This is a genomic window from Plantactinospora sp. B5E13 (genome assembly GCF_039871775.1).
In the GTDB taxonomy this organism is placed as follows: Bacteria; Actinomycetota; Actinomycetes; order Mycobacteriales; family Micromonosporaceae; genus Plantactinospora.
In genome coordinates this window covers 193,222-214,275 of record NZ_JBDPLT010000006.1, presented here as the reverse complement: position 1 = coordinate 214,275, position 21,054 = coordinate 193,222, and the positions used below count along the sequence as shown (strand labels likewise).

Annotated in this window: 19 protein-coding genes; 9 read left to right on the top strand and 10 right to left on the bottom strand. The window is 70.9% G+C overall.

The window, feature by feature from the left end:
• Window positions 1-76: 76 nt before the first annotated feature.
• From ABGB05_RS08310 to ABGB05_RS08300, 3 genes are all read right to left on the bottom strand, one after another.
• Complete coding sequence (locus ABGB05_RS08310) at window positions 77-922, bottom strand: hypothetical protein (RefSeq protein WP_347652608.1); 846 nt, start codon at window positions 920-922, stop codon at window positions 77-79.
• Window positions 919-1,659, bottom strand: coding sequence for a hypothetical protein (locus ABGB05_RS08305; RefSeq protein ID WP_347652607.1), 741 nt, complete (start codon window positions 1,657-1,659; stop codon window positions 919-921). Before ABGB05_RS08305 ends, ABGB05_RS08310 begins: the two co-directional genes overlap by 4 nt.
• A 67-nt stretch (window positions 1,660-1,726) precedes the next feature.
• On the bottom strand, window positions 1,727-3,394 hold the full coding sequence (locus ABGB05_RS08300) for a metallophosphoesterase family protein (protein WP_347652606.1): 1,668 nt from the start codon (window positions 3,392-3,394) through the stop codon (window positions 1,727-1,729).
• Window positions 3,395-3,643: 249 nt separating this feature from the next.
• Here ABGB05_RS08300 and ABGB05_RS08295 point away from each other — a divergent pair, with 249 nt between their 5' ends.
• Window positions 3,644-4,126, top strand: coding sequence for a hypothetical protein (locus ABGB05_RS08295; RefSeq protein ID WP_347652605.1), 483 nt, complete (start codon window positions 3,644-3,646; stop codon window positions 4,124-4,126).
• A 38-nt stretch (window positions 4,127-4,164) separates the two neighbouring features.
• On the opposite strand, the gene ABGB05_RS08290 is transcribed toward ABGB05_RS08295, so the two are convergent.
• Window positions 4,165-4,953 (bottom strand): glucose 1-dehydrogenase, encoded by a 789-nt coding sequence (locus ABGB05_RS08290; RefSeq protein WP_347652604.1) that lies wholly within the window; start codon window positions 4,951-4,953, stop codon window positions 4,165-4,167.
• A gap of 349 nt (window positions 4,954-5,302) precedes the next feature.
• Between ABGB05_RS08290 and ABGB05_RS08285 the strand changes: the two genes are divergently transcribed.
• Together ABGB05_RS08285 and ABGB05_RS08280 are read left to right on the top strand one after the other, a co-directional pair.
• Entirely contained in the window at window positions 5,303-5,758 is a 456-nt protein-coding gene (locus tag ABGB05_RS08285) for a DUF296 domain-containing protein (RefSeq protein WP_347652603.1), read from the top strand.
• Window positions 5,759-5,995: 237 nt separating this feature from the next.
• On the top strand, window positions 5,996-7,039 hold the full coding sequence (locus tag ABGB05_RS08280) for an LD-carboxypeptidase (RefSeq protein WP_347652602.1): 1,044 nt from the start codon (window positions 5,996-5,998) through the stop codon (window positions 7,037-7,039).
• A gap of 55 nt (window positions 7,040-7,094) precedes the next feature.
• Here the strand turns inward: ABGB05_RS08280 and ABGB05_RS08275 are convergent, their stop codons facing one another.
• Entirely contained in the window at window positions 7,095-8,051 is a 957-nt protein-coding gene (locus tag ABGB05_RS08275) for a methionyl-tRNA formyltransferase (protein WP_347652601.1), read from the bottom strand.
• Window positions 8,052-8,251: 200 nt separating this feature from the next.
• On the opposite strand from ABGB05_RS08275, the gene ABGB05_RS08270 reads away from it, so the two are divergent.
• From ABGB05_RS08270 to ABGB05_RS08260, 3 genes are all read left to right on the top strand, one after another.
• Window positions 8,252-9,640: a SidA/IucD/PvdA family monooxygenase gene (locus tag ABGB05_RS08270; RefSeq protein WP_347652600.1), complete on the top strand. Its 1,389-nt coding sequence runs from the start codon at window positions 8,252-8,254 to the stop codon at window positions 9,638-9,640.
• A 135-nt stretch (window positions 9,641-9,775) separates the two neighbouring features.
• Entirely contained in the window at window positions 9,776-11,251 is a 1,476-nt protein-coding gene (gene mptB, locus ABGB05_RS08265; RefSeq protein ID WP_347652599.1) for a polyprenol phosphomannose-dependent alpha 1,6 mannosyltransferase MptB, read from the top strand.
• A gap of 22 nt (window positions 11,252-11,273) precedes the next feature.
• Window positions 11,274-11,927: a hypothetical protein gene (locus ABGB05_RS08260; RefSeq protein WP_347652598.1), complete on the top strand. Its 654-nt coding sequence runs from the start codon at window positions 11,274-11,276 to the stop codon at window positions 11,925-11,927.
• Window positions 11,928-11,943: 16 nt separating this feature from the next.
• On the opposite strand, the gene ABGB05_RS08255 is transcribed toward ABGB05_RS08260, so the two are convergent.
• Both ABGB05_RS08255 and ABGB05_RS08250 read right to left on the bottom strand, forming a co-directional pair.
• Window positions 11,944-13,452 carry a hypothetical protein gene (locus ABGB05_RS08255; RefSeq protein ID WP_347652597.1) on the bottom strand — a complete coding sequence of 503 codons (1,509 nt, stop codon included), beginning with the start codon at window positions 13,450-13,452 and terminating at the stop codon, window positions 11,944-11,946.
• Between the two features lie 6 nt (window positions 13,453-13,458).
• Entirely contained in the window at window positions 13,459-13,776 is a 318-nt protein-coding gene (locus ABGB05_RS08250) for a hypothetical protein (protein WP_347652596.1), read from the bottom strand.
• Window positions 13,777-14,063: 287 nt separating this feature from the next.
• Here ABGB05_RS08250 and ABGB05_RS08245 point away from each other — a divergent pair, with 287 nt between their 5' ends.
• Complete coding sequence (locus ABGB05_RS08245; protein ID WP_347652595.1) at window positions 14,064-14,351, top strand: transcriptional regulator; 288 nt, start codon at window positions 14,064-14,066, stop codon at window positions 14,349-14,351.
• A gap of 181 nt (window positions 14,352-14,532) precedes the next feature.
• On the opposite strand, the gene ABGB05_RS08240 is transcribed toward ABGB05_RS08245, so the two are convergent.
• The 3 genes from ABGB05_RS08240 to ABGB05_RS08230 all read right to left on the bottom strand — a co-directional run bounded on the left by ABGB05_RS08240 (window position 14,533) and on the right by ABGB05_RS08230 (window position 18,770).
• On the bottom strand, window positions 14,533-16,101 hold the full coding sequence (locus ABGB05_RS08240) for a trypsin-like serine protease (protein WP_347652594.1): 1,569 nt from the start codon (window positions 16,099-16,101) through the stop codon (window positions 14,533-14,535).
• 201 nt (window positions 16,102-16,302) lie between these two features.
• The gene (locus ABGB05_RS08235) at window positions 16,303-17,682 is read right to left on the bottom strand and encodes a cellulase family glycosylhydrolase (protein WP_347652593.1); all 1,380 of its coding nucleotides are present in this window, start codon (window positions 17,680-17,682) and stop codon (window positions 16,303-16,305) included.
• Between the two features lie 8 nt (window positions 17,683-17,690).
• On the bottom strand, window positions 17,691-18,770 hold the full coding sequence (locus ABGB05_RS08230; protein ID WP_347652592.1) for a LacI family DNA-binding transcriptional regulator: 1,080 nt from the start codon (window positions 18,768-18,770) through the stop codon (window positions 17,691-17,693).
• A 400-nt stretch (window positions 18,771-19,170) separates the two neighbouring features.
• On the opposite strand from ABGB05_RS08230, the gene ABGB05_RS08225 reads away from it, so the two are divergent.
• Both ABGB05_RS08225 and ABGB05_RS08220 read left to right on the top strand, forming a co-directional pair.
• The gene (locus ABGB05_RS08225) at window positions 19,171-20,169 is read left to right on the top strand and encodes a sugar ABC transporter permease (RefSeq protein ID WP_347652591.1); all 999 of its coding nucleotides are present in this window, start codon (window positions 19,171-19,173) and stop codon (window positions 20,167-20,169) included.
• Complete coding sequence (locus ABGB05_RS08220) at window positions 20,162-21,034, top strand: carbohydrate ABC transporter permease (RefSeq protein ID WP_347652590.1); 873 nt, start codon at window positions 20,162-20,164, stop codon at window positions 21,032-21,034. Before ABGB05_RS08225 ends, ABGB05_RS08220 begins: the two co-directional genes overlap by 8 nt.
• Window positions 21,035-21,054: the final 20 nt, after the last annotated feature.

Here is a 21,054-nt window from a genome sequence, read left to right as displayed (position 1 = left end):
GACCCTGCCGTTCGGGCAGTGACGTCAGCGCGGGAGGTCCGGGGGATGCCGGGCCGCCGCGCGGGCCACGGCGGTCCTACCCGGCCGGACCGGAGAGTACGGAGATCGCGGCGACCAGATAGAGGCAGCCGCCGACACTCACCGCGACCCCGGCGACCGTCGGCAGCCACGCGATCGCGGTTGTCGCCGCCGGCCAGCGCCGGAGACCACCGGAGATCAGGGCGGAACCACGGATCGTCACCACCCCGACACCGGTGAGGGTGTCGGCCATCCCGATACCGAAGGCGAGGACCAACAGCACCGCGTCGACGGCACGGCCGGTGAGCAGACCGCTGACCAGGACCAGGAAGGCCGACGGCGAGGGCAGGAGCCCGCCGGAGAGGGCGAGTACCACCAGCCCTCGCCGGGACCAGGGGTCGGTCAGCAGGGTCGGGTCGTGCTGATGACCATGCCCGGGGACGGGGACGGGGACGGGGACGGGGACGGGGACGGGGACGGGCGGACGGTCGTGGGTCGGGTGGGTCTGGGCCGGACGGGTGTGCTTGTGCGCGTCGTGGTGACCGCTGCGGCGCAGGTGTCGCCAGGTGAGGTGGGCGCCGACACCGATCACGAGCAGCCCGGCGGCCACCTGCATCCAGGCGGTCAGCGTCTTCGTACCCAGACTCGCCACCCCGCTGAGCCCGACCCAGACGAGCGCCAGCACCAGGACGGAGAAGGTGTGCATCACCGCCACGATCACGCCGAGCCGGACGGCGTCACGGTGCCGACCCCGGGTGCCGAGCAGATACGCCGCCGTGATGCTCTTGCCGTGGCCCGGGGCGAGCGCGTGCGCCGCCCCGACGCCGAGTGCCACCAGCAGGGCCAGCCAGAACACCCCTCGACCGTCGAAGAGCGTCACCAGTCGCTGGTCGAGCCCGTTCACGGCCGGCTCCGGGACCGGCGTAGCAGCCGTACCGTGACCAGGGTGGCCAGCGCGGTGAACAGGGCGACGCCGCCGCCGACCAGGGCACCGCGTCGGCCGGCGCCTCCGCTGTCCGCCCCGTCCGACGTGAACCGCAGTCGCTGGGTCGGCTCCGTCGAGGTGAACAGGGTACGGCCGGGGTCGGCCGGGGTCTGACTGGTGAGCATCGTCCGGTACGCCTCGTTCAGATCGGTCAGCGCGCCGAGCGTGACCTCGACGTCGACCACCTCGGTGGGGCAGTCGAAGTCGAGCTGGGCGCCCTCGTCCAGCAGCCGGTCGAGCGCGGCGAGCCGGCCGGGGCACGGCACACCGTTCTGTCGGATGGTGATCCGGTCCAGCAGGTAGTCGTGGACCCGGGTGGAGCGTTGCAGCTTCTGCTCGCCGGTCAGCTCGCCCGCCACCGCGGCTAGCGCCGGATCGTCGAAGGCACCGAGTGACCGGCCGAGGGCGACCCAGTCGTCCTCGGCGGCGATCCAGGCGATCGCCACCCGGGAGCCCTCGACACTGATCCGCGCCGTGGACGGCGGGCCGAACGGATGGGCGCCGGCCGGGTCGGCCGGTCCGGCGAGGGAGATCAGGGCGCTGGCGCCCAGCGCGACGGCAACAGCGGCGGCGGTGCGACCGGCGCGGTGGGCGGCACCGGCGGCGCGAACGGTGCGGCGGGTGGTGACCGGACGGGTCCGGGTACGGGCAGTCACGGGCGCGTTCTCCTGAGCGGCGGGACCGGGCGCGGCCGGCCGACCGGCCGACCGCGCCCGGTGGGGATCACTTGGTCACGGTGATGACCGGGCTGGTGATCTGCTGGTTCTCGCTCTCCAGGTAGACCACGTGGGTACTGTTCTTCTTCGCCGACGGCGGCAGCGCGAAGCCGTACTCCAACCGGCCCAGCTCGTCCGCCTTCCGGTAGCCGATGAAAACGCCGTCCTTCTCGGCGCCGTCCCTGGTGTCGCGCAGGTAGACGGTGACCTCCTCGCCCGGGTCGTAGCCGTACGCGGCGACCTTCACCCGGCCCTTGGCCTCGACGATGGTCTTGTTGACCGTGGCCTGCTCGCCGGTGGTGTTCTCCGGGGTACGGAACTCGTTGACGGTTCGCTCGCCGGCTGCGTTCTTCCGGATCGTGACGCCGTCGTGGAGTTGGCCGTTGGCGTACCGGGCCTCGTACCGGATGGTGTCACCGGTGACGTCGATCAGCTGGTAGAGCTGCTTGTCCTCGGCCTGGCTCATGATGTCGGCGCCGTTGCCGGTCCAAACCGAACCGTCGACGTCGTACATCTTGCCGCCGGAGACCGAGACGGCGTACACCGTGCTGTCGTGCACCGACAGCGACCTGCGGGAGGAGCTGACGCTGCCCCGACCGTAGGTGTGGTCGTGACCCTGCAGGACCAGGTCGACACCGTACTTCTCGAACAGCGGACCCCACTGCGCCCGGACGACCGGGTTGTTCCGACCCTCCGCCGTGGAGTAGACCGGGTGGTGGAAGGTGACCACGGTCCACCGGTTGGGGTTGTTCTTCAGCTGCTGTTCCAGCCACGCGGTCTGGGCGGCCATGATCTCCGGAATGCCCTGCACGTTCGTGTTCAGGCCGATGAACCGTACGCCCTGGTAGTCCACCGTGTACGCGGTCCGGTCCAGCTCGGCCGGCCAGTCCGCCGGCCCGTTGTCCGGGTACGGGAACTGCGGCGCCCAGAACGAGGAGAGCGCACCGCCGCTGTACTCGTGGTTACCGGGGATCGAGATGTTGTTGATCTGGCCGTCGATGAAGCCGCCGGCCTGGTACCACTGCCCCCACTGCTCCTCGCTGTTCGCCGAGTCGATGAGGTCACCGGCGTTGACGATCAGCTTCGCCTCGGGTCGGTCGGCGAACGCCTGCCGGAACACCCGGGGCAGCGCCGAGTCGAGGTAGTTCTGCGCGTCGCCGTAGTAGATGAACGAGAACGGCTGGAGGTCCGCGGCGGCGGTGGTGAAGTCCGTCCACGCGCTCCAGTTGGTGCCGTCACCGACCCGGTAGGTGTACCGGGTCCCGGGCTTGAGGCCGGTGAACTCCACCGTGTGGTACGTCGAGTCGTACCCCAGCGAGGTGGTGACCGGCGTGGTCGCCATCGCCCTGACGACGGTGACCGCACCGGCGGCCGGCGCCACCTGGCCGAGCGCGGCCGGCGCCGCCAGGATCTCCGCCTGCGCCCACTCGGCGCTGGCCTCGGCCCGCCACGTCACCCGCTGTGAGGTGGACGGCGTGCTGGTGGGGGTGAGGATGATCCGGTCGGGCACCGGGGACGGCCGGTGGATCTCCGCCGCCGGGTACTTGCCGGGCGCGGCGTCACCGAACGCCACCGGGGTCAGGGCGAAACCGCCGACGAGCAGGGCCGCGGCGCCGATCGCGGTCAGCCGCGCCCGTCGCGAACCCACGATCCAGGGTCGCTTGACGTCACTCAACGAAAGCCACCTTCCAGGTGAGGTTGGCACTCGCCACCGGCCGACGGCCGGTGGATCACGCGCATTCACCCAGAGACGATCAAAAGTCCGTGGACGTCAATCTGACCGGAACGTGAACTACCGTCGTCCGCCGTCGACACATCGGGAAGCTTCACGCTCCGGGCGAGCTCCCGTCATCCGCGGGTGGCCGACGGTTCACCCGGGCCCACCTACGATCACCGCCGTCGCCGGTCGAGAGTTCGGAGCCCGATGAACCTGCCGTCCCGCCGCTGGGCGGTGGCCGCCACCGTCGGCGCCCTCGCCGCGCTCTTCGCGATCGAGCCGTCGGTGTCGGCGCCGCTGACCAAGACGGACACCTTCATCACCGCGGAGACCAGCGGCATCCTCACCATCGAGGGCGGGGAGTGTTTCACCGACCCGGCCTACTCGGCCCGGGTGGCCGAGGTGATGGTCCGGTACCAGCCCTGCGAGGAGGGTGCGGACAACCAGTCGTACGCCTTCCTGCGGGCCGCCGACGGGCCGTGGGACCGACCGACCCTGGCGGCGTACGCCTGGCAGGGCTGCGGCGGGTTCTTCGACCGACGCTGGCCGGACGGTGACCGGGGCACGCTCGACTTCTATCCGGTCCTGCCCACCGCCCAGACCTGGGCCGACGGCGACCGTACGGTGATGTGTGCGGTCTACCGGCCGGGCGGGCGACTCACCGACTCGGTCCTGCCGCTGCGCCGCTGACCGGGCCGCCGGCCCCGACCGGGTGGAATCGGCCGTGCCTAGGCGCGCAGGCCGCCGTCGACCGGCAGACAGACGCCGGTGACGAACGAGGCACGGTCGCTGAGCAGCCAGGCGGCCACCTCGGCGATCTCCTCCGGTTCGGCGGCCCGGCGCAGCGGGGTCAGCGAGTTGAGCCGGTCGACCGCGGCCGGTTCCTCCTCGGCCCAGCGACGGATGACCCCGGTCATGGTGGTGCCGGGGGCGATCGCGTTCACCCGGATCCCCTCCGGGCCGTACTCGGCGGCGGCGGTCTCGGTGAGGCTGTTGACGGCCCGCTTGGTGGCCGCGTACGGCCCGAGGCCCGGAGCGCCCCGGAAACTGCCGACGCTGCTGTTGTTGACGATCGCCCCGGAGCCGGCGGTAGCCCGGATGGCCCGGATCTCCGCGGTCATGGAGAGGAAGACACCCTTGTAGTTGACGGTGGTGACGAGGTCGAAGTTCTCCGTCGTCGCGTTCACCATCGGGGTGTGCGGAATGGAGACCCCGGCGTTGTTGAAGGCGACGTCGAGCCGGTTGTGCAGCCGGATCACAGCGTCGACGGCGGTCTGCACGCTGCCCGGATTGGTCAGGTCGGTGAGTACGTAGTCCGCGGTCCCGCCGTCGGCCCGGATCAGGTCGACCACGTCGGCGAGCTGGTGTTCGGTGCGGGCGGCGAGCACCACCGCGGCACCCTCCCGGGCGAAGAGCCGGGCGGCGGTCGCGCCGATGCCCCGGCCGGCGCCGGTGACGAACGCGACCTTGCCGGCGAGCAGCCCGCCCGGGCTGCCGAACGGGTTCGTTCCTGTCATGGCCCACTCTCTCGTGCAATGGTGCGCCTGTGCCCGTAGGGCCGAGAGGCCGCGGCTGCTGCTGTCCGTCAGCCTAGGCAGCATCCGCCGGGCGACGGCGGGGAAACCGGAAGCTGGCGACCGGCGGGTGTCCGTTCCGGGCGGCGCACGCCCACCCGTCCCCACCGCGCCGTTTCCGTTGTCCGGCGTCGGCCTGGGACGGTTTCGCCGGTTCGGGTCGTCCGACCCTACGGCGCCGGTCCTCCACGGGACGCCAGGGCAGGCATGTGGTGGGCAAAGCCGGGCAGAAGGGGAGGGGACCCGTAGCGGCGATGGGCGGGCGGCTGACGGACGCGCGGAGGAGGACGGGATGCGGGACGTGGAACTCTCCGGCGACGACCGGCGGGTTGTGGTGGTGGTCCTCGACCAGGGCGACGAGGCGGTCGCGGCGGTCAACGCGGTGGCCCGACGTCGGGGAATTCTCGCGGCCCAGGTCACCGCGGTCGGCGGCTTCAGCACCGCCGAGGTCGGTTACTTCGACTGGCGGATCCGGGACTACCAGCGGATCCCGGTGCCAGAACAGGTCGAGGTGCTCGCGCTGACCGGGGATATCGCCGAGTTCCGGGGCGAGCCCGCGCTGCACGTGCACGCGGTGCTCGGCCGGCGCGACGGCAGCACGGTCGGCGGTCACCTGCTCCGCGCCGAGGTGTGGCCGACGCTCGAGGTGATCATCACCGAGGTCGCCGAGAGCCTGGCCAAGCGGGTCGACCCGGAGACCGGTCTCGCCCTGCTCTCCGGCACGGCCCGGAGCCGGCAGACCGGCTGACCCCGCCGGCGCGGCGACATCCGCACCGTGTTCGGGCTGCCGTCCCGTGACGTCCGAATCGTGCGTCGCTCTGCTCTTCGAGGCGAATCGGGTCTGGAACCTCGGCCATCGTCGGTGCACGATGGATTGCCGGCGGAGATCGACGCCGGTTCGGCGACGACGAGGGGGCGCCCGGTGCACGACGGTCAGAGGAACGGCCACGGTCAGCGTGAACACCACGACGAACAGCGTTCCGAGGTGGCGGGCACCGCCGTCTCCCGGCGGCGGATGCTCGGGGTGGGGGCGGCGGCCGCCGGCGGGTCACTGCTGCTCGGCGCGGCGCCGGCGGTGCCGGCCCAGGCGGGTCCGAAGGGAGGCGTCCGGGCCGTACGTGCCCCGGCGCTGCGACCGGGGGACCGGGTCCGGGTGGTGGCGCCGGCAGCCAGCCCGAACCCGACGAACATGGCAAGGGGGATCGAGATCCTGCGCGGCTGGGGCCTGGAGGTGGAGCTCGGCGAGCACGTCTACGCCCGGTACGGCTACCTGGCCGGCACCGACGACGAACGGCTGGCGGATCTCGACGCGGCGTTGGACGATCCCGGGATCCGCGGTGTCTTCGCCGCCCGGGGCGGGTACGGCACCCAGCGCATCGTCGACCGGATCGACCTCTCCGGCCTGCGCCGCGCCCCCCGGGTGGTGGTCGGGTTCAGTGACATCACCAGCCTGCACGGCCGGCTGTGGCGGGAGGCGGGGCTGGTCACCTTCTACGGCCCGATGGTCAACTGGACCGACAGCCGGACCGGTCCGGAGTCGGTGGAGTCGCTGCGGCGGGCGGTGATGACCACCGACCCGGTGGTGATCACCCGCGATCCCGGCGAGACCGCCGCACCGGTGCTGGTGCCGGGCCGGGCGACCGGGCGGCTGCTCGGCGGCTGCCTGACGATGCTCTCCACCTCGATCGGCGCCGCCGACGTGCCGAGCTTTGACGGCGCGCTGCTCTTCTTCGAGGACGTGGACGAGCCGCCGTACAGCATCGACCGGATGCTCACCGAACTGCGCCGGACAGGGGTGCTGCGCCGGATCGCCGGGGTGGTGATCGGCCAGATCACCAACAGTGTCGGCGCCCCGGACCAGTGGGACGCCGTCGCGGTGCTGCGGGATCGCCTCGGCGACCTCGGGGTGCCGGTGCTGGGCGGGCTGCGCCTCGGGCACGGTCCCGGGCAGTTGACCGTGCCGCTCGGAGCACGGGCCACGATCGACGCGGAGGCGGGAACGCTGACCGTGGAGCCGGGGGTCCGGTAGTCGGTTGGTCGGTCGGGGAGCCGCGTCCGGCGGGACGCGGCTCCCGGCGGCCGACCTACCGGCGGTCCGGGTGGGCGGTCAGGTAGCCGCCCATGCTGCGGAAGTAGTCGGTCGCCGCGTGGTCCCGGCCGTCGTCGGTGCGTACCCGGGTGATGGCCAGGCCGTGGTTGCGGCCGCGGTGCGCGTCGGGCCCGGCGACGACCACCACGCCGTCGCCCTCCCGGTAGAAGATCCGGCCGGGCGTGCCACCGTAGCGGCCCTGCGAGACCCGGGCGCCCAGGATCCGCAGGCGCGCACCGTCGTGGTGGGTGAAGGCGTTCGGGTACGGGTCGGACTGGGCCCGGACCAGGCGCTCGATCTCGTCGGCGGGGCGGGTCCAGTCGATTCGGCTGTCCTCGACCGACCGCTTGTGGAAGAAGCTTGCCTTCGACCGGTCCTGCTTCACCCAGTCGGTCCGGCCGGTGGCGATCAGGGCGAGCGCGTCGACGGTGATCGGGCCGAACAGTTCCAGGGTCCGGTGGAAGAGGTCGGTGGCGGTGTCGGTCGGTCCGACCGGGACGGCCCGCTGCAGCACGATGTCACCCGCGTCGAGGGTTTCGTCCATCATGTGGGCGGTCACCCCGACCTCCGGCTCACCGTTGATCAGCGCCCAGATCAGCGGGGCGAATCCGGCGTACGCCGGCAGCAGCGAGTCGTGCACGTTGAGGGTGCCGCGCGGCGGGAGGTTGAAGATCTCCGGCGGGATCCAGGTGCGCCAGTTGGTGGCGACGATGATCTCGGGTCGCGCCGCGCGGAGCCGGTCCAGCAGTTCCGCGTCGCCGGGACGTTGCCGGACCAGCACCGGTACGTCGTGCTTCTCGGCCAGTTCCGCGACGGAGTCGTCCCAGATCCTCTCGTAGGCGTGGTCGCTCTTGGGATGGGTGACGACCAGGCTGACCTCGTGTTCGGAGTCGAGTAGCGCCTGCAGCGTCCGGTGTCCCCAGGTCTGGTAGCCGAACATCACAACCCGCATCGGCGGTCTCCTCCTTGACGTTCCCGAGCTTGGCCGACCCGGAGTGAATGCCGGATGGTCCATGTTGTTCTCGGCCAGGGCGTAGGTTAGCCTAACCTAAATCTTGTGGCTGGTCGACTGCCTGGCCACCGCACCGGTTCCGACGGATCCGGCCCTCGATCACCCCGCCCGGGCCGCCCGGCAGAGGAGATGGGACAGGTATGTCACAAACCGATCGCAGCACCGACGTTCCGGTGTACGACCTGCTCGGCATCGGCTTCGGCCCGTCGAACCTCGCCCTGGCCATCGCCGTCCGGGAGGCGGACACCGACCCGGCCGGCCCCGCCGGTGCGGCCGACCTTGCCGGCCGTGCGGTCTTCCTGGAACGTCAACCCCGGTTCGGCTGGCACCGGGGCATGCTGCTGGACGACGCCACCATGCAGGTGTCGTTTCTCAAGGATCTGGTGACCCTGCGAAACCCGGCCAGCGGATTCAGCTTCCTCTGTTACCTGCAGAGCCGGGGCCGGCTGATCGACTTCATCAACCACAAGAACCTCTTCCCGTCCCGGGTCGAGTTCCACGACTACCTGGAGTGGGCGGCGGCGCAGGTCGACGACCTGGTCCGGTACGGGCATGAGGTGACCGAGGTCCGTCCGGTCCGGGTCGACGGGATCGTGGACCACTTCGAGGTGCTCGCCAGCACCGGCGGCTGCGCCTCCGACCTGGTCGTCCACCGGGCCCGGAACCTGGTGCTCGGCACCGGCCTGCGGCCGTACCTGCCGGACGGCATCACCCTGGACACCCGGATCTGGCACAACCGCGACCTGCTGCCGAACCTGCGGAGTCTGGTGCCGTCGGCACCGACCCGGTTCGTCGTGGTCGGCGCCGGGCAGAGCGCCGCCGAAACCGTCGAGCACCTGCACTCCCGCTACCCCCGGGCCGAGATCTGCGCGGTCTTCGCCCGGTACGGCTACAGCCCGGCCGACGACAGTGCGTTCGCCAACCGGATCTTCGACCCGGCGGCGGTGGGGGAGTACTTCACCGCGCCGCCGGCGGTGAAGGAGATGATGCTCGGCTACCACGCCAACACCAACTACTCGGTGGTCGACCAGGACCTGATCAACGAGTTGTACCGGCGGGTCTACCAGGAGAAGGTACGCGGCATCGAGCGGCTGCGGATCCTCAACCTGTCCCGGGTCACCGAGACCGTCCGCACCCCGGACGGGGTACGGACGGTGGTCGAGTCACTGGTGACCAACGAGAAGACCGTGCTCAGCGCCGATGTGGTGGTCTTCGCCACCGGCTACCGGCCGGCCGACCCGTTCGCCCTGCTCGGCGACGCGGCGGGGCTCTGCCTGCGGGACGAGGCCGGACGCGCCCAGGTCGACCGGGACTACCGGGTACGCACCCGACCGGAGGTCCGCGCCGGCATCTACCTGCAGGGCGGCACCGAGCACAGCCACGGCATCTCCTCCTCGCTGCTGTCGAACACCGCCATCCGGGCCGCCGAGATCCTCACCTCGATCGCCGCCCACGCCGCCGACTCCGACCAGCACCGTCCGGTCACCGCCCGCCGTCCCGTCTACGCCGGCGCCGGCTGTCTCAGTTGACCCGGTTACCGCCGACGCCGACGCCGGCTGTCTCAGCTGACCCGGTTACCGCCGACGTCCGGTGGTCGGACGCTGTTCGTCGGCCGGTAGCCTGTCCCGCCCGGGGCCTTCACCCGCCCCGGCCACGATGCCCCCATGCAGGGCTCCGCGACGCCGGCCGGGCTGCGCTGGCTGGGTCTGGTTGGCGCCACCGCGATGGCGACGAGTGCCCACCTCGCCGGTACGCCGTCTTCACGCGGACCGGGCTGGATCCTCGGCGTCGCGCTCTGGACGGCCGGCGTCGGCGGGCTGCTCGCCGTCTGGTGGCGGCTGCGGACCGTCACCGACCTCCGGTGGCTGCTGGTCACCGGCACACTCTGGGCCCTGCCCCTGCTACTGGCACCACCGCTCGGCAGCCACGACAGCTACGCGTACGCCTGCCAGGGTGAACTCGTCGCGGCCGGACTCGACCCGTACCGGTCCGGGCCGGCCGCGCTGCCCTGTCGGTGGCTGGAGCACGTCTCCCCGACCTGGCGGGACAGCGTCAGCCCGTACGGCCCGCTCTGGTTGGTGGTGGAGCGCCTCGCCGCCTCCGCCGGCCTCCTCGGTGCCGGCGGACTGCCGGTCGCCCTGACCGTGCTGCGGCTGGTCGCGATCGGCGGCACCCTGCTCGCGGTCGTCGCCGGCACCCGGCTGGCCCGCCGGTGCGGCGGCGACCCGGCCCGGGTCGGCTGGCTCGCCGCGATCAGCCCGTTGACCCTGGTCCACGTCGTCTCCGGCGCACACAACGACGCGCTGCTGGCCGGGCTGGTCGTCGCCGGGCTGGCGGCGGCCGCCACCGAACGGGTGACCGTACCGACCCGGTTGGTGCTCGCCGGTGCCGCCTTCGGTGCGGCCGCCTCGGTCAAGGCGACCACGCTGGTGGTCGTACCGTTCGCGGTCGCCGTCGTACCGTGGGCCCGGACCGGCCGGCGTCGGCTTGCCGCCGGCCTGGTCGTGCTCGGCGCGACCAGCGGGACCTTCGGGCTGCTCGCGATGCTGACCGGGCACGGGTTCGGGTTCCTGCACGGCTGGTCGGCGACCGCCGGCAACGTCCAGTGGTCGTCGATCCCGACCGGGATCGGCATGGCGGTCGGCTACGGACTCAGGGTCGCGGGCCGCCCCGATCTCTTCGGCGACGCCGTCACCGCCGCCCGGGCGGCCGGACTGGTGGCCCTCGCGACCGTCCTGGTGCTGCTGCTCCGCCGGGCGGTACGCGGCGGACCGGGCGCCGCCGTCCCCGCCGCCGGACTGGCCCTGCTGGCCACCGCCCTGCTCGGTCCGGTCTTCTACGCCTGGTACGCGCTCGCCGGTGTCGCCGTGCTGGCCACCGCGCCGAAGCGGCCGGGACGACTCGGCGACCTGGTCGACGCCGGCTCGGCGGGTTTGGTGCTGCTCACCCTGCCGGACAGCCTCGGACTGGTGACAAAGACCAAGGTCGCCGGTGCGCTGTTGGACGTGGCCCTGGTGCTCTGGACACTGGCGGCGCGGCTGCGACCGGCCCGCTGGTCGGCTGGACGACGGACCGTCGGACGCCCCCGGATCCCGTTGTTGCGGCTACGGGACTCGGGTGCGGCGGGTCGCCCCGGTTGAGCCGGTACGCCACCATGGGGCGGTGCTGGTTGACGGGGTGGGCCGTGGTCTCCGACTGGCGGGCCTGGTCCTGGTCCTCGGGCTGCTCACCGGATGTCCGGGGCGGCTCGGAGAGAGCAAAGTGGATAACGAACGGGCCGAGCTACTGGCCGCGGACCCGATCTTCGCCGACGCGGAGAAGCCGGTCCGGGTCCGTCCGGGGTGGGAGATCAACGACACCAGTTGGCGGCGGTCGGAGGCGAGCGCCGGGCTCGCCACCTGGCAGGCGCCGGTTCCTGGGGGCATCTCCAGCGCGGAAGCAGAGTCGCGGGTCGGCGCGTTGCTGCAGTCGGTTCGCGATGCTGGCTGGACAGTGCTGCACACCCGATGTGCCCTCGAAGAGGGCGAACGTGAATTTGTCGTCTTCGCGTACAAGGTGACGTCCGGGGTGGGACTGTTCCTGGATCTGCGGGCCGAGGTGTGGTCGAACGGGAAGGGCAGCGCTTCGGTCGAGCTTCGCGCGCCGAATCGTCGCGACCCGGCGAATCCGTTCGCCGACGTGCCACCAGGCCTGGCCGTGGGCGGGAGCTGTATCGAGCGGCCGGGCGATCCAGATCCGGTCGAGGAGGACGGGACCTATCTGGAGCTGGATTCCAGCCACACCGGCGGTGCGGCTCCGAACCCGTCGGTTCGTTAGTGGTCAACCGGCCGGCCTAGCTGGGCAGTGCCACACCGTTGGCGTGCCGGAAACCCGCTGCCGCGCCGAGGTTGCCGTTGCGGAAGTCGTCCTGGCCCACCCGGCCCACCTGCCCGTTGCCAGGGTTGTAGACGACCAGATCCGAGCCCTCGTGGCCGATGAGTAGCACGTAGTGCGCCGGATACGAGTCGCCGACCAGCACCGGTACGGTGTGCCCGGCGTTGACGGCGGTCACCGCGTCCCGCAGCGCCGGGTTGACGCTGCCGGCGTCGGTGTCGTCGACGAGCCGGAACTCGTACTCGGTGCCGAGGGTGTCGGCGTGGCTGTTGAGTTCGCCGATCAGTCCCCACGGCGGAGTGCCGAGCTGCGGAGGCCAGTTTCGGGTGGACCGCTCGTAGGTGGCCTGCTGCTCCTCTTCGAGTCGCCGCTGCACCGCCTCGATATTGGTGAGTTCTGAATTGTCGGGCTGACCACCGGTGGTCAGGTGAAGCGCGTACAGCGGATCGGCCATGGACCGCAGGACCACCGTGGTCATCGATCCGCAGGTCACGCCGTTGTACTGATCCAGCCTCTTACCGTCGTACATGGCGGTGCCGGTCTGGCCGGGGTTGACCAGGCTCAGGTGCTGGTGCAGCCAGGACTCGGTCCGGCCGTTGATGGTCCGGCCGAACGCCACCACGTCGTCGATCGGATGGCCGGCGGCGAGTGCCTTGAGCAGGTACGCCCGGTGGGCCTGGCTGGGCGCCTGACTGAGCAGTTCGTCGAAGCGTTTACGGTCCTCCGGACCGAGTTGGCCGTACCGGTCGGCGGCCCGGGTCGCCTGAGCGCCGGCGAGGATCGCATTGTCTCCGTTGAGGCTGCCGTCGACGCCGCTGCCGGTGGTGAGCACGATTGTCGCCGGTGGCAGGTTCGAGTCGGCCATCGCGCCGGCCCGGGCCTTTCCGGCGACGTCGCCCAGTGCGATCGCGAGCGCGTCACCCGCGACGACGTACCGGTCGTACACCTCGATACAACCGGCGATGAGTTGGGCCAGACTGCGGGCCAGGTCGTCCAGGGCGGTCGGGTCCGGGACCGGAAACCCGGCGATGTGGGTGGCGTCCCGCCAGGCGTCGTGCAGCGCCGCGTGCAAATCGGCGTGCTGGGTACGCAGGGTCCGTAGTTCGGCGGCGTACGCCTCGAGTGCGCCTCTGGTCCGGGTGAACTGTGGTGTGGTCTGTTCGACCAGCCGGCCGGTGGCGATCATCAGCTCGGCGGCGCTGACCCCGGCCACACCCCGCCAGATCTCCGGGAGCCTCTGCGTGCCGAGCCGCTGCACGTCGGTGGCGACCGGCCCGACGTCGCCGGCGGCCACGGCGAAGGCGGTGGCGAACTCCTCGATCCGGTCCGGGTCACCCGGGGGCGGCTCGGACACCATGCCGATGACGGTGACCACGGCGCTGACCGCGTTGGCCGGGTTGAGCGCCTCGAGGACCTGCCGTAATCGGTTGATCAGTGTGCTGACCTGGACGTAGTCGGTCGTGGTCATGACGGCTCACACCTTCTTGGCCGGGTCGTCGTCGCCGAGCCGGGTGGACGCGTTGTCGTCGCTGGTCGTGTACTCGTCGGCGGAGAGGACAACACCCCGACACAACTCCTCGAGCAGCCGAATGTGTACCGAGAGCTCGTCGTACCACCGGTCGTGCAGGTTGTCGAAGGCGGTGGCCACCTCCACCAGGCCGAGGGCGTCGCCCGGCGAGCCGACGACCGTGTTCCACCGGTCCCGGACACCGCGCAGCTCGGCCGCGAGTTGGCAGGGAATCTGCCCGGTCTGGCGTAGCAGTTCCGGCCTGACCTGTATCGACTCGGTCATCCTCGTCCCCCCCCCGACGCTGTCCGGTATCCGAACCGTAACAGCGTGTCGCCACCGTCGATGTCCCGCTCTTGTCGGTGGTGCGCCATGGGTCGGTGCCGGTCACCGCGATGAAGGTTGTTGCCCGCCTGGCACGGAGCGACCCGGTGTCGGGGTCCCGACAAGGGGCCCGGCCGGTGGGCCAGCCTCTACTCGCGAGAGCGGCCCGGCCACACCGTGGTGGTACGCCTAACCGGCTACGAGCGCCGTTATGCCGGGCCCGCCGCCAGGACTCGGGCGCGTCTGTCATGATCGACGGGCTGGATCCGGTCATCCACGTGCCCAAGCGCCTGGCGGCCATGGCCGCACTGGCCAACGCGCCCACCGTCACGTTTCGGTTTCTGAAGGAACACCTGCGGATCAGCGATTCGGACCTCTCCCGACAGATGTCCACCCTGGAGTCCGCCGGCTACGTCAGCTCGACGGAGGTCGGTTACGGCCGAGGAGGTGGCACGACCTACCGGATAACCCGGGCAGGGCAGACGGCCTACCAGAACCACTGTGCGGCCTTGAGGCCACTGATCGGCGACACCTGACGGTCCACCCGACCTCAGGGCCGTCCGACCCGTGCTCCGGCCCGTCGCACCCGATCGGTGGAACGGGTCCCGAGGTCGCCATACCCGTTGCGAAGTGATCCACGACGGTGGGCCGCCGTGCCGAACCCCCGGCACGGCGGCCCACCGTCGTCGCGCTGACCTGTCCGGGGGACCAGCGTGGCTACCAGCCCCAGCCGATCCGGACCGGCGGGGTCGTCGACATGCCGCGGCGGCTCTCGCCCGGGTAGAGCCACAGGTCGCCGGTGGTGTTGTTGCGGGTGACGACGTCCTGGTGGCCGTCACGGTCCCAGTCGACGGCACCGAAGAGGGTGTAGCCGGTCCAGCCGTTGCCGATCCGCACCCGTGGGGTCGTCGACATGCCGCGGCGGCTTTCGCCCGGGTAGAGCCACAGGTCGCCGGTGTCGTTGTCCCGGGCGACAACGTCCCGGTGGCCGTCGCCGTCCCAGTCGGTCAGTCCGTACGGGCTGTACGCGTTCCAGCCGACGCCGATCTGTACCCGTGCCGTGGTTAGCGGAGCACGCGAACCCGTACCGGGTTGCAACAGGAGGCTGCCGTTGCCGTCCTGCCGGACGACGAGGTCCCGGTGGCCGTCGCCGTCCCAGTCCGTCACCCCGAACGGGGTGTGACCGGCCAGACCCGTGGTCAACCGTACCGGTGCGAGGCTGGAGTAGCCGCGTCGGCTCTGGCCGGGGTAGAGCCACAGGTCACCTGTGGTGTCGTTGCGGGTGAGGATGTCCTGGTGGCCGTCGCCGTCCCAGTCGGCCGCGCCGAAGAAGGTGTAGCCGTTCCAGCCGTTGCCGATCCGCACCCGTGGGGTCGTCGACAGGCCGCGGCGGCTCTCGCCCGGGTAGAGCCACAGGTCACCGGTGGTGTTCTCCCGGGTGACGATGTCCTGGTGGCCGTCGCCGTCCCAGTCGAGCGCCCCGAACGGGGTGTAGGGCATCGCCGGGAGTTTGCTGAGTACCCAGATGTGGTTCCCGCCCGCGCCGACCTCGCTGTAGGAGGCGGCACCCGTACAGCTCGCCCCCTTGAGCACGCCCGCCTGTACCAGCGTGCCGCCGGCGGAGACCAGCAGCGGGCCGCCGCTGTCACCCTGGCACGGCCCACGGTCCACCATGATCCGCTTGATGCCGAGGCTGTCGGGCTGCGGCGGGGTGATGAACACCCCGACGAACTGGAGCCGGTTGGGCAGGCCGCCCGAGCCGTCCCGGCCCCAGCCGGTGGCGATGCCCTGGTCGTACTGGGTGAAGGGGCCCGCCTGGTAGCCGTCCCACAGGGCACCCTCGACCGGTTTCGCCAGCCGCACCGGGGCGATGCTGGTCACCGGCGAGCTGAGTTCGAGCACCGCGAGGTCGTTGTGCCCGCCGACGTACTGCGGGTGGCTCGCGATCCGGGCGATCCGGCGGACCTCGCCACCGGTGCCGGAGACGGTGTTCCCGATCCGGACGCTCACGTCACCGACCGAGGTGGGTGCCGCGCAGTGCGCGGCGGTGAGCACAAAACTGGGGTGGACGAGCGAGCCGGTGCAGAGACCGCCGACGGCGGTGTTGCGGACCTCGGCCACGAACCGCAGGTCACCGTCGACGACCGGGTTGCCGCCGACGATGGCCTGGGCCGGGGACGGGGCGAGTGTGGGCAGGGCGCCGGCGAGCAGCGCCGCCGCCAGGGCGACGACGCCCCGGCGGCGTCCGCGTGCGACGGGCGGGCGTACCGGTCGGATGTGCGGCATGGGTACCTCCTGGTCGGTGTGCCGACCGCCACCCTCGATACCGGACGGACAGGGTGGCGGCGGGGCTCTGCGGACCAGGATGGGAGCACCGGGTGAGATCAGGTGGTCGCGGCGGGTGATGTGGCGCGAAACCGTGAGTCGACCGGGTCACCCGGCGAACCACCGCACCGGAGCCACCCGCCCACCTACCGCACCAGAGAGCTACCTGGCCAGGTGACTGCGCAGCGTCTCGGCCAGCCGCTCCCGGCGTACGCAACCGTCGTAGGCGAACGATCCGGCGAGCGTCTCCGCCTCGTCCGGGGTGACGTCCGCGAAGGCGCGGCCGAAGTCCCGCACGAGCGGCTCGGCCAGCAGGATGTTGCGGACCAGCAGGTTGATCCAGGCCTTCCGACCCCAGGGGTACGGGTCGAAGTCCGGGAACTCCTCGTCGAACAGCGCCTCGACCGGATCGAGGAGATGGCGTACCTCCCGGTCCACCCCGCCCCAGGAGTCCGCGCCGAGCCGCTTCTTCTTCGCCAGCACCGGGGCGATCCGCCGCAGGTACGGGCTGTCCGGATCGGCGTACACCAGGCCCTGCAGCCCGATGTCCTTGTACGTCCAGAGTGCCCAGCTCGCCCCGTGCGCGGCGTAGATCTCGAGTTGGTCGCGGAGCAGTTGGTACCGCTGGGCGTCCCGCTCCGGCTCGCCGGTGTAGACCGGCCCGAACTCGCCGATCCAGATCGGGGTGCCGGTACGTCGCATGAACTCGGTACGCCGCAGGAACGACCGCTCGACCACCGCGCGGTCGAAGTACTCGCCCCGGGTCGTCCCCGGGTACTCACTGCCGGCGGCGATGCCGGGCAGCGCGTAGTCGTGTGCGGTGTAGACGGTGTTGTCGTACGGCTCGGTGAACATCGAGAAGTCGGTGGAGTAGCGGTTGCCGTCGAGGAAGAGCACGTGCCGGGGGTCGACCGCCCGGATCGCCCGCTCCAGCCGTTCGTAGAACGGGCCGATGACCTCGCCGGAGGCGTCGGCAGGTTCGTTGACCGGGTTGTAGCCGGCGACCGCCGGGTTGTCCCGGTACCGGTCGGCGAGCGCCTCCCACAGGTGCACGACCCGGTCCTGGAAGTGCCGGTGGGTCCAGAAGTGCGCCCAGTGGGTCGGGTTGTCGCTGTGCCAGTTCTGGTTCTGGTGTCCGGGCACCGCGTGCAGGTCGAGGATGGTGTGGAGGCCGGCCTCGGCGCACAGGTCGACGACCCGGTCGAGCCGGCGGAACCCCTCCTCCTTCAACTCGAACGGCCGGTCGTCGTCCTCGAAATGCCGGTAGTTGAACGGCACCCGGACCGAGTTGAGGCCGAGCGAGGCGAGATATCCGGCGTCGGACTCGGCGAAGAAGTCGGTCAGGAAGCGGTCGAAGAACCGCCGGTAGGCCTCGGCGCCGAGGGCCGCGTACAGGGCCCGCCGCTGCTGCGACTCGGTGCCGGGGTAGCCGGTGATGAAGTTCTCCATGTTCAGCCAGCCACCGAGTCCGACACCGTGCAGTGTCACGGTCCGGCCGGTCCCGTCGACGAGCCGGTCGCCCTCGACCCTGATCCAGTCCACTGCTGCTCCTAGTCGCTGGTCGGCGCGGGCCCGGTGCTCTCCCGGACCAGCAGTCGGGGTTGGAAACGGACGTTGTGCCCGGCGGGGCCGCCGTCGAGCAGTGCCCACAGCCGGTCCCAGGCCTGCCGGCCCAGCTCGTTGCGGGGGATCGAGGCGGTGGTCAGCGGCGGGTTGGTGTAGCGGGCGAACGGGATGTCGTCGAAGCCGGTGACGGAGATGTCCCCGGGTACGGCGAGCCCGAGTTCGTGCAGTCCGCTCATCGCCCCGAAGGCCACCATGTCGTTGAACGCGACGACGGCGGTGGCGCCGGTGCCGACCACCGCCCGGGCCGCCGCGTGTCCGTCGTCGAAGGTGGAGCCGCAGTCCAGTTCGGACAGCTGACAACCGGGGTCGGTGGCCCAGGCCGTCCGCAGCGCCACCCGCCGGTCCCGGTCTGAGGTGCTGGCGGGTGGGCCGGCCAGGTAGGCCAGGCGTCGGTGGCCGAGTTCGCGCAGGTGCTCGACGATCGCGTTGATCCCGGCGGCGTAGTCGACCGACAGCGACGGCACGGTGCTGCCCGGCAGTTCCCGGTTGAGCAGCACCAGTGGGGCGAGGCGTTCGCTGAGTGCGCGGAGTTCCGGCTCGGGGACCCGGGACGAGGCGAGAACCAGACCGTCCGAGCGGCGTCGGGCCTCGACGGCGAGGATCGCCTCCTCCGCGACGTTCTCGTTGGACTCGGCGACCAGCAGACGGTGACCGTACGTCCCGGCCGCCTGACTGAGGCCGCGCAGCACGTCCTGGAACATCGGGTTGGCCAGATCCGGCACGATCAGCGACACCGTACTGGTCCGGCCGAGGGCCAGGCTGCGGGCGACCGGACTGGGCTGGTAGTCCATCGCCTCCGCGACCGCTCGGACCCGGGCGGCGAGGTCGGGGGCGACGGTGGGGCTGCCGTTCATCACCCGGGACACCGTCGCCCGGGACACCCCGGCCGCCTCGGCGACCCGGCCGATCGTCGCCGGGGCACGGTCCGCGCCGGTGCGGCCCCGGCCGGACGTACGCGGCACCGGCCGGTCCGATCCGGTGGGACGTTTGCCGGTCAGGCTCATCTCGACTCTCCCCATGCGCCGGCACGTCGCCTGCCACCCGGTCAGCCGGGGACCCGGTGCGGGCGTGGGTCACCACCGGCCCGGCCTCCGGCGCGACGGATCCGGTGCCCGGCGGTGACACAGGTCTGGTCGGTGGCCCGGGTGGTGGCCCTCGGCGTCTTGCGGAACGCCGTGCGGCCACCGAAGATACCGGTTACCCGATCTTGGTGGCAACCGGTTTCCTGTGCCCTTTCCGGGCTGCTGTCACGACGTTTTCACAGCTAGTCGACTTGTGGTCGAGTCGTTGACAGTTGATGTTGGCTTTGTTAGAAACTGGTTACTCAGCCCGGGTGTGGGCCCTGCGGGTACGACGCGCGCACGGTCGATCCTCCACTCGCGACATATCCCGAAGGGTGCTCTGATGAGCGATCGCATGGGCACACGTCTCTCCGATCCGGTGTCGGAACCCGTACCTCCGACGCCGTCCCCGGCGGCCGGTGCGGCGGTCCGGCTCCGGCGGTCGGACGGAGCACGGCAGGCCGGTCTCCGGCGCCACGAGAACCGGGTGGCGTACGGCTTCCTCGCGCCGTGGATCGTCGGCATGGTGGTCTTCACCATCGGACCGATCCTGGCCTCGCTGTACCTCTCCTTCACCGACTACACGCTGCTGAGTCCGCCGCAGTGGCGGGGGTGGGAGAACTACCAGCGGATGCTGGAGGATCCCCGGCTGCACAAGTCGCTGCTGGTCACCTTCCAGTACGTCTTCGTCTCGGTGCCGCTGCAGCTGGCGTTGGCCCTCGGGTTGGCGCTGCTGCTCAACCGGGGCGTCCGGGGCCTGAGCTTCTACCGGTCGGTGTACTACCTGCCGTCGCTGCTGGCCGGAAGCGTCTCGATCGCGATCCTGTGGCGGCAGATCTTCGGCAGCGACGGACTGATCAACCAGGTGCTCGGGCTGTTCGGCATCGAGGGCACCAGTTGGGTGGCGCATCCGGACTTCGCCCTCGGCACCCTGGTGGTGCTGAACGCCTGGACGTTCGGCGCGCCGATGGTGATCTTCCTGGCCGGGCTCCGCCAGATCCCGGGCATGTACTACGAGGCGGCGTCGGTCGACGGGGCCGGCACACTGTCGCAGTTCTTCCGGATCACCATCCCGCTGCTGACCCCGATCATCTTCTTCAACATGATCCTGCAGATGATCGGCGCCTTCCAGAGCTTCACCCAGGCGTTCGTGGTCAGTGGCGGTTCCGGCGGACCGGCCGACTCGACCCTGCTCTACACGCTCTACCTGTACGACCGGGGCTTCGGCTCCTTCGAGATGGGCTACGCCTCGGCGATGGCCTGGGTCCTGCTGGTCATCATCGCCGTGCTGACCGGTCTCAACTTCCTCTTCGCCAAGCGATGGGTCTTCTATGGTGACTGACACGACGACCTCGGACGCCGTACGGCCGGGGGGCGGTGGCTCGGCGACGCGTCGGGTCGCCAAGCACGCACTGCTGATCGTCTGTGGCGTGGTGATGATCTACCCGTTGCTCTGGATGCTCTCCAGTTCGTTCAAGCCGACGGAGGTCATCTTCCGCGACCCGTCGCTCTGGCCCGGGGAGTTCGACCTGACGAACTACACCGAGGGCTGGACCGCGCTGGGCAAGCCGTTCCAGCACTACCTGTGGAACTCGGCGGTGGTCGCGATCGCCTCGATCGTCGGCAACCTGCTCTCCTGCTCGCTGGCGGCGTACGCGTTCGCCCGGCTGGAGTTCCGGGGGCGGAGGATCCTGTTCGCCGCCATGCTCGCCACGCTGATGCTGCCGATCCATGTGCTGATCGTCCCGCAGTACGTGCTCTTCTCCCAGCTCGACTGGATCAACACCACGCTGCCGTTGATCGTGCCGAAGTTCCTCGCCACCGACGCGTTTTTCATCTTCCTGATGGTGCAGTTCATCCGGGGTCTGCCCCGGGAGTTGGACGAGGCGGCCCGGTTGGACGGCTGCGGACACCTCGGGATCTACTGGCGGATCATCATGCCGCTCTCCGTGCCGGCGCTGGCCACGTCGGCCCTGTTCACCTTCATCTGGACCTGGAACGATTTTTTCAGCCAGCTCATCTTCCTGACCAACCCGGACCTGTACACCGTCCCTGTCGCGCTGCGGTCGTTCATCGACGGCCAGGGCGAGAGTGCCTGGGGGCAGCTCTTCGCCATGTCCGTCGTCGGGCTCGCGCCGATCTTCGGCTTCTTCCTCGCCGGGCAGCGCTACCTGACCCAGGGGCTGGCGACGACCGGCCTGAAGTGAACCGCTTGTTGTCCGTGACT

Excerpts from the sequence above, each read along its gene's own strand:
- ABGB05_RS08295 (WP_347652605.1), top strand. The coding sequence starts at position 3,644 with ATGAACCTGCCGTCCCGCCGCTGGGCGGTGGCCGCCACCGTCGGCGCC.
- ABGB05_RS08290 (WP_347652604.1), bottom strand. The coding sequence starts at position 4,953 with ATGACAGGAACGAACCCGTTCGGCAGCCCGGGCGGGCTGCTCGCCGGC.
- ABGB05_RS08285 (WP_347652603.1), top strand. The coding sequence starts at position 5,303 with ATGCGGGACGTGGAACTCTCCGGCGACGACCGGCGGGTTGTGGTGGTG.
- ABGB05_RS08275 (WP_347652601.1), bottom strand. The coding sequence starts at position 8,051 with ATGCGGGTTGTGATGTTCGGCTACCAGACCTGGGGACACCGGACGCTG.
- ABGB05_RS08270 (WP_347652600.1), top strand. The coding sequence starts at position 8,252 with ATGTCACAAACCGATCGCAGCACCGACGTTCCGGTGTACGACCTGCTC.
- mptB (WP_347652599.1), top strand. The coding sequence starts at position 9,776 with ATGCAGGGCTCCGCGACGCCGGCCGGGCTGCGCTGGCTGGGTCTGGTT.
- ABGB05_RS08255 (WP_347652597.1), bottom strand. The coding sequence starts at position 13,452 with ATGACCACGACCGACTACGTCCAGGTCAGCACACTGATCAACCGATTA.
- ABGB05_RS08250 (WP_347652596.1), bottom strand. The coding sequence starts at position 13,776 with ATGACCGAGTCGATACAGGTCAGGCCGGAACTGCTACGCCAGACCGGG.
- ABGB05_RS08245 (WP_347652595.1), top strand. The coding sequence starts at position 14,064 with ATGATCGACGGGCTGGATCCGGTCATCCACGTGCCCAAGCGCCTGGCG.
- ABGB05_RS08240 (WP_347652594.1), bottom strand. The coding sequence starts at position 16,101 with ATGCCGCACATCCGACCGGTACGCCCGCCCGTCGCACGCGGACGCCGC.
- ABGB05_RS08230 (WP_347652592.1), bottom strand. The coding sequence starts at position 18,770 with ATGAGCCTGACCGGCAAACGTCCCACCGGATCGGACCGGCCGGTGCCG.
- ABGB05_RS08225 (WP_347652591.1), top strand. The coding sequence starts at position 19,171 with ATGAGCGATCGCATGGGCACACGTCTCTCCGATCCGGTGTCGGAACCC.